This is a genomic window from Pseudomonas sp. MF08875 (genome assembly GCF_059862525.1).
The window spans coordinates 21,068-28,076 of the sequence record NZ_JCBCUW010000061.1; the positions used below are offsets into that span (position 1 = coordinate 21,068).

Here is a 7,009-nt window from a genome sequence, read left to right on the forward strand (position 1 = left end):
TTCAGACTGACTCCGGTTGAGCAGGCAGCGCGGAGCAGGTCGCCAATTGCTTGGCCAGCTCCCGCGCAAGCTGGTGTGCGTGCAGGCGCAATTCGGGTACGGCGGTGGCTTCCCAGTGACGGGCCTTGAGCATCGGGCCTATGTACCACAGGCCGTTTACTGCATGCCCCTGCGCACTGATGGGCTGATATCGGTCATTGACCTGCAAACCCAGGCCGCAAGGGGAGGGTGTCAGCAGTTGGTCTTCGACCAGTTGCTGAAACAGGCTGTGCGATCTCGGGCCGATCACCATACTCGGGCCGGTGCAGTTGATGATGGCTGCGACCTTCAGTGTGTGTGTGCTCGGTTGGCCCCGTGGTCTGAGCTCAACGTTCAACTCACCGCTGGCGGTACCGCTCACTGCCAATAGCCGCGCAGCAAGCACCTGCACGTTCTTTGTCTTGAGCAGGGACTTCAGTCGGTCGGCGGCCTGGGGGGCCAGTCGGTGGCGATGTACGTCCCAGAACGCCAGCGCATGGCGTAAAAAGCGTTGCCGCTCAGCCAGCGACAGCGCTTGCCAGAGTCGTGGTGTGTGGGGCCGAAGCTGATTGAGCACATCACGCCAGTCTGCTCCCGCGCTCGCCTGGCGAGCGACCTCTTGCCTCAGTTGATGCAGCAGCGTGCGCATGCGCAGTGGCGGCTTGCCCACATACTCCGGGTACTGGCCGACGGGCGGGGGGTTAGGATTAAGTCGATGGGGCAGGGGCAAAAGCCCATGACGTGAAAGCATCGTGACTGTGCGCGGTTGAGCTTGCTGCGTCAGGTGAAAAAGCGCGTCCACTGCGGTGTGGCCGGTTCCGATAATCAGGACGGATGCATCGGACGGCAGCCGGTTCATGCGATCGAAATCCCAAGCGTCTATCACCAGGGCACGTTCCAGAGGGCCGAGTGGCAATGGGAAGCGTGGCCGTTGATGCCCCTGGGCCAGGATCACATGCTCTGCAGTGAAGCATTCGCCGGATGTGAGATTGACCTTAAAGCCCTTTTGGGCTGCAAGCGCGTGGACCTCGCAGGCTTCTCCTGCCACCGCATGAAACCGGTCGGGGTGCGCTGATACGGCTTCTTGCAGGCATTGCTCCAGGTAACACCCGTAAAGGCGGCGCGATACAAAGCTCCCCGGATTGATCGAAGGATCGATGTTCTGGCAATAATCGACAAAGTGCGAGGGCTTCTCGGCAAACGCGCTCATATTGCCGGCTGGCACATTCAGAATCTGATTGTCATCGTTGCTGCCATAGGCAAGGCCACGGCCAAGCGCCGATGTGGGGTTGACCAGAGTAATCGAGGCACGTTGGCCAGCGGTGGCTTGCAACAAGTGAATCGCAGTGGCCGTGCCGCTGAATCCCCCGCCAACGATAAGTATTGAAGTCGAATCGGTGGGCATCAGAAGTACCCCTCCTTTTTTTTCTTCTCCATGGAGCCCGCACTGTCGGTATCAATCTGGCGGCCTTGGCGCTCGGACTGCCTGGTGTTGATGAGTTCGAGCAGGATGTCTTCCAGTGTTTCTGCATCAGACTCCACGGCGCCAGTGAGGGGATAGCAGCCCAGGGTTCGAAAGCGTACTTTCTTGATCTGAATGTCCTCGCCAGGCAACAGCCGGCAACGTTCGTCGTCCACCATCATGGTCATCTCGGGGCGCACCACCACTGGCCGGGGCTGGGCAAAGTAGAGCGGTACAACCGGAATGTTTTCCTGGTAGATGTATTGCCAGATGTCGAGTTCGGTCCAGTTGGAAAGCGGGAACACCCGGATGCTTTCACCTTGATTCTTGCGGGTGTTGTACAGGTTCCAAAGCTCTGGGCGCTGGTTCTTCGGGTCCCAGCGGTGAGTGGCGCTGCGGAATGAAAAAAAGCGTTCCTTGGCTCGGGACTTTTCTTCATCGCGACGGGCGCCACCAAAAATCACGTCGAACTTGTAATGGTCCAGCGCCTGCTTGAGGCCCTCCGTCTTGCAAATATCTGTGTGCAGGGCACTGCCGTGGTCGAAGGGGTTGATGTTCTTCTCGATGGCATCCGCATTGGTGTGCACCAGCAGTTCCATGCCCGCTTCGCGCGCCATGAAATCGCGAAAAAGGTACATCTCCTGGAACTTCCAGCGTGTGTCGATGTGCAGCAGCGGGAAGGGGGGGGCTGACGGAAGGAACGCCTTGCGTGCCAAATGCACCAAAACACCGCTATCTTTTCCGATCGAGTACAGCATGGCCGGGTTCTGAGCCTCTGCGACTGCCTCGCGGATGATGTGGATGCTTTCTGCTTCCAGGCGTTTCAGATGCGCAAAGCGGTGTGCCGCTGAGTGAGGGCGGGCAGGTTTCAGATTCGAAGGGAGAACTGGCTTGAAGGTGTGTGGGCAGCATTGGATGTTGGCGCTCGACTTCATTGAACGCGTTACGCTGACCAGTGGGCCGTGCGCAAAGAGTGCAATCGGTTTGCCCATGTGCTGCTGAAGTGCGTCCAATGCTTTTTGAATCACATCGTCTTCGGTGCCAGGGAGCGGCACCCAGAAGCGTGCTCCTCTGGCGTCGTTGGCGTGCAATGCTGGCTTGCCACTCGGCAGGGGGAAAAGCTGGGCAAACAATACACGGTCTCGCCGTTTGCGCGCCTGTTCAAGTGCCCAATTCAGAATCAACTGGTTCGCCGGGCGATCCAGTTCGTCCAGCAGGTCGTGCTCTGAAAGCTCCTTGGGTAGCAGTCCCAGCGCGTGCAAGCGTCGTTCTGTGGTGCGTTTGGTGTCCGCCTCGCCCAAGGCCTTGAGGTGTGCAAAGGCAAGCTCGGTGTCCCAGACGTGTTCGCTGTCCAGGCCCAGCAAAGCAGGATCACTAGCTGTCGCAGAATGTGTCATTTTTAGTTTTTCCTGCTTTGTCTGCATTTAAAAAGCAATTTACGCTATTTTATTTTGCAGTAAAGCAATTTGCGACATTCTGCTGTTATCGAAGGCGCATGGTGCGCTGCCGATCACACGGCGTATTGAGGGGCACGAAGCCCTGCTGCGGCAGGGCTGTAGGCAAAAGACACGAGGGTAAGCAAAGCCCGATCATCGAAAAACAGGGCTCATGGAGCACTCACGGTGAATTCGAGCGCGATAGTTTTTGACGCAATTCTTCAATAGCTTTTTGCATCGTAGGCCAGTCGAGAAAGCCGCGCCGCTCGTAATAAAGAGGTTGCTGGTGCGGCGGCTGTTCCAGCCGCTGTCTATTGACACCTTGTAAGGATTGAACGCCAAGACATAAATAATGACCGCCCACGAATGGGAACAAACCCAGCCAGGTGCGCCATTGAGATGGATAGGACAGGCAGAGCTTTATGTACCGAAAACGATTTCGCCAAGCAATTGGTTGTCGCTCGACAGGGCCATTTTCTGGAAGGGGCGACAACACGCGAAAAAGCGGCCCCTTGCAATTCCGAGCATTGTAAAGCGAGTACTGCCGGACGCTAATCGGGGTTGCGCGTGTCGCCAGTAACGTCACGGCGATAGCATGCAGCAGGTCATGATCAGGATGACCACCTTCCCAGGCAGGCACAAAACAGGCCTCAAGCGTGGGGTGCTCATTCAGAAAACCATCCAGCCAGTCTGTCAATACGCCGACATGCTGATGCAGTTGGCCATCGCCAATCGACAGTTGTCGGCCAACAAAGAGGATGTCTGCCGTTGCAACACCTAACGTCTGAAGCACGGCTCGCGACTCACGATCCCGACAATCAGAATCAGCAGTGGCAGCGCCATCGGTGACATAGACGCAGAGGGCCCGGCGGCCAGCACTTAGTTCATGTTCGATCTGATGAAACACCCCGAATTCGTCATCTTGGTGTGCCATCAGAAATAGGGAACTGGGTTTCATGTCCATACTCCCTGATCAAGGTATATCAATGGTGTCGATATTGAGGAACTTGATTTTTTCCAGAAAGGCATTGTTTTTTTCCGTCTGTTCGGTCAGACATTTGTAGCCAAAGGTTCTCGGCTCAAACAGGAAGCTGGGCACCTTGATGAAAAAAGTACCAGGTCGATAGGCGGACAGTGTGATGACGAGCCCGGGGTTTGAAGAGTACAGCCCATCGCTGCCGAGCAGGTTGACCAGAGGGGGGGTCTTTCTGGTGAACCATCCACCTGTTGGCCTTACCAGTTTCCATACGCCATGTCGGTTGGCGGGCTTTCTGAAAAAGCGCCAAAGAAAGGGGATGCCCACGTACAAGTACAAGTGTCCGCTGAGCGTCCAGCCCAAGCCTTTTTCACGTATCCGTCTAATATTCTTGTTGGGGTAGCCACACACAGCGAGTATGCCTTCCTCGGCAAGTGACTTGTACAGTCGCTTCCCAAGAATCACCGATGATCCTTTTTGGGTACCATCGGACATGGTGTCTGTCGACAGGAAAACAGAGGAGTCCTCATGGCTCAATCTGAGTCCGCAATACGCCGCCACCAGGGTGCCGTCTTTGACGGAGTAGCAAATGCTGGAGTCGTTGAGCAGGTATTTTTGGAAAACGCGAGTCGCATTGTCCTCGGTGCCCCCGAAACATCTCTGGAACAAGCCAGTCCATTGCGCAATCAGTTCATTGTTATAACTGTTACGCCTGACGATATGAATGCCATCATCCAATAAGTCACTCATGAGAAGTCTCGTTCCTTTTTGAAGACTATAAATTTCGTTTGTGCATAGCTGATAAATATCAGGAGTATGTCGGACAGGATCTTGGCGACAACTTCCATCGACGTGATCCACAGCACCGCTGAGAGGATCAAGGCTGAAAGTGGGATGTTCAGTGCCAGGAGAGTGAAGTAGCGCACCGCTTGCTGTGCTCGCCCCTTGGCGTCGCTCACGCCAAATGTAAAGGCCCGGTGTGCTGCGAACGAAAATATCCCCGCCAACACCTTGCTGATCATGTTGGCAAGGAGCAGATCCATTCCGAACACATTAAACAGCAGCAGGAACACGCTAAGGTCCGCGCCATACGTTAGCCCCCCGACGACCAGGTAGCGAGCGAACTGAAATAGACTTCGTTGCATTAAATTCCTGCGGGTGCATATCCGCTTGACAGTAGTACGACCACGGAGGGGCCTAGATGCTTTGGTTCCCTAATAAATCAGTAAGCCAACGCACGGGAGTCCCACTCCTTTTTTCGGACGGGGTTGGGGATTTCCTGCGGCCAGAGTATCGCAGACACATCGCAACCAATAAAGCCAAGCAGGCGCTAATAGGCAAGGTTGACCCTAGGGTGACGCGTGCCGGTGACGGAGCTGCGGGGGACCGCGCGGCCATCATCGCCAGGAAAATCACGCAGCAAAGGAATGCGGCGCTTCAAGAAGCGGCTGGCCTGGCAATCGCTGTCTGCGCTGGGCGGCAGCACCGCTGCCCGGTTTCGTCGACTGGCCAGGCGCCACCATGATCGTTACATATTCAGGGTTCTAAGCAGAAAAAGGCTGTCGTATGCTCCTCCGTCACGAATAAGGATGTGAGGGACTTACATGGATAATAATATCTGTCCTGCATGCAGTGGCGAGCTTTCAACGGGGGTCAAGTGGTGGCACTTTGTATGCTCCCATTGCGATTATGAGAAAGCTGATCTACAACCGGTTATCAATGAGGTATCGCCACATACACTTGTCAATGAGACTGCAAGGGAGGCGGGTCTTCGTGATATTCGTGTTGGTAATTTCAAAAAGCTTCTGGGTGTGATTGCTTCGCTTAAGCCTGCGGGCGGGACATTGGTTGACGTCGGGTGTGCCCATGGTTGGTTTTTAGAAGCCGCAATGGGTAAGTTTGACTCTTTAGGGATTGAACCTGACGAAGCCGTCTTCAACGCGACCGCTGCACGGGGGCTCCCCGTTCGTAAGGGGTATTTTCCTGACGTGCTGGAAGCAGGGGAGATGTTTGATGTGATCGTGTTCAATGATGTGATTGAGCATATTCCGGATATTGGCGAAGTCCTTTCTGAGTGTTACCAGCGATTGAACAGCGGCGGTTTGCTTGTTTTGAATTTGCCGAGCAGTGACGGGGTGTTCTATAAAGTCTCCAGGCTGTTTTGCCGGGCCGATAAGTTTGATTATTTTGAAAGGCTATGGCAAAAGGATTTCCCATCGCCCCATGTACACTATTTCAACGCCAGGAACCTTTCCGGGCTGCTGGCTAAAAACAGTTTTGTTGCGGTAAAAACAGGTACGCTCCCAACACTTGGGCTGGCGGGCTTGTATTCCAGGATCTCCTTTGCCGGCAACCTTGGGGCGATTTCAAAAGCCCTCATCTATTGCGCGGTCGCTGTATCCCTGCCGGTCCTGCGTTTGCTGCCAAGTGACATTGTTTACGTCGTAGCCAGGAAGGCGTAGCGCGTTGCGTAAGCGGGCGGACGTGAATAAAGCGTCGGCTCGTATGGCGTGGAGCAGGCCAGGTATGCGAGGGCGTTGGCAGCGTCAGGCAAATGAGCCGATCAACAGGATCGGCTTTTTTGTGCTCGCGAGAATCAGGGACGGAACGGGTCGTTGTTTCCGGCAGCGTCCGGGATTGAATGAGCCACGGCTAAATCCCTGGGTGGCACATCATCGTTAATGGGCTAAGGCACAATGGAGTAGTTGAAGGCTTCAAAGTCTTCCAGGTAGAGATCGGAAATTATAGCGACTGAGTCTTCGCACAAATAATCTTTGTAGTTGTACTTTGCTGTGTGCGTGTTTGTTCTTGGGATGCTCTGTATATTGATTGGCGTATGTTTTCTGAGCAGGTCGGGAAGGTCGTCGATTTGCTCTAGCGGGATAATTAAGTCAACCAGGAGGTTGCCTTTGTAGTCATAAAGGAATGACACTTGCTGTTGCCATTGGACATGGCTTCTTTTTTGGATTTTATGCAGGTACGACAAGAAGCGGCGGTTGCAGGATCTGAGTGCAACACGGTTATTGAATTGAAGCGGGAGCATCATGCCGCATCACCACGGCTTCTTGCATCACTTCGCCCATCACCTCGATCGGGCATTTGAAGTCGAAGCGTTTG

6 protein-coding genes are annotated in these 7,009 nt (G+C 54.7%); 1 reads left to right on the forward strand and 5 read right to left on the reverse strand.

Translation table 11 applies throughout. The features are described 5' to 3' along the window. Position 1: 1 nt before the first annotated feature. The 5 genes from AC19YT_RS25125 to AC19YT_RS25145 all read right to left on the reverse strand — a co-directional run bounded on the left by AC19YT_RS25125 (position 2) and on the right by AC19YT_RS25145 (position 4,965). The gene (locus AC19YT_RS25125) at positions 2-1,423 is read right to left on the reverse strand and encodes an FAD/NAD(P)-binding protein (RefSeq protein ID WP_048402956.1); all 1,422 of its coding nucleotides are present in this window, start codon (positions 1,421-1,423) and stop codon (positions 2-4) included. Continuing rightward, a complete protein-coding gene (gene cysD, locus AC19YT_RS25130; RefSeq protein ID WP_082149468.1) occupies positions 1,423-2,904 on the reverse strand; it encodes a sulfate adenylyltransferase subunit CysD in 1,482 nt (493 codons plus the stop codon). The genes AC19YT_RS25125 and cysD overlap by 1 nt, the downstream gene beginning before the upstream one ends. Before the next feature lie 193 nt (positions 2,905-3,097). After that, a complete protein-coding gene (locus AC19YT_RS25135; protein ID WP_206540572.1) occupies positions 3,098-3,874 on the reverse strand; it encodes a PIG-L deacetylase family protein in 777 nt (258 codons plus the stop codon). Between the two features lie 15 nt (positions 3,875-3,889). Then, complete coding sequence (locus tag AC19YT_RS25140) at positions 3,890-4,642, reverse strand: hypothetical protein (RefSeq protein ID WP_048402952.1); 753 nt, start codon at positions 4,640-4,642, stop codon at positions 3,890-3,892. Continuing rightward, entirely contained in the window at positions 4,639-4,965 is a 327-nt protein-coding gene (locus AC19YT_RS25145; RefSeq protein ID WP_500611213.1) for a GtrA family protein, read from the reverse strand. The genes AC19YT_RS25140 and AC19YT_RS25145 overlap by 4 nt, the downstream gene beginning before the upstream one ends. Before the next feature lie 531 nt (positions 4,966-5,496). On the opposite strand from AC19YT_RS25145, the gene AC19YT_RS25150 reads away from it, so the two are divergent. Then, entirely contained in the window at positions 5,497-6,354 is an 858-nt protein-coding gene (locus AC19YT_RS25150) for a class I SAM-dependent methyltransferase (protein ID WP_048402946.1), read from the forward strand. Positions 6,355-7,009 lie beyond the last annotated feature (655 nt).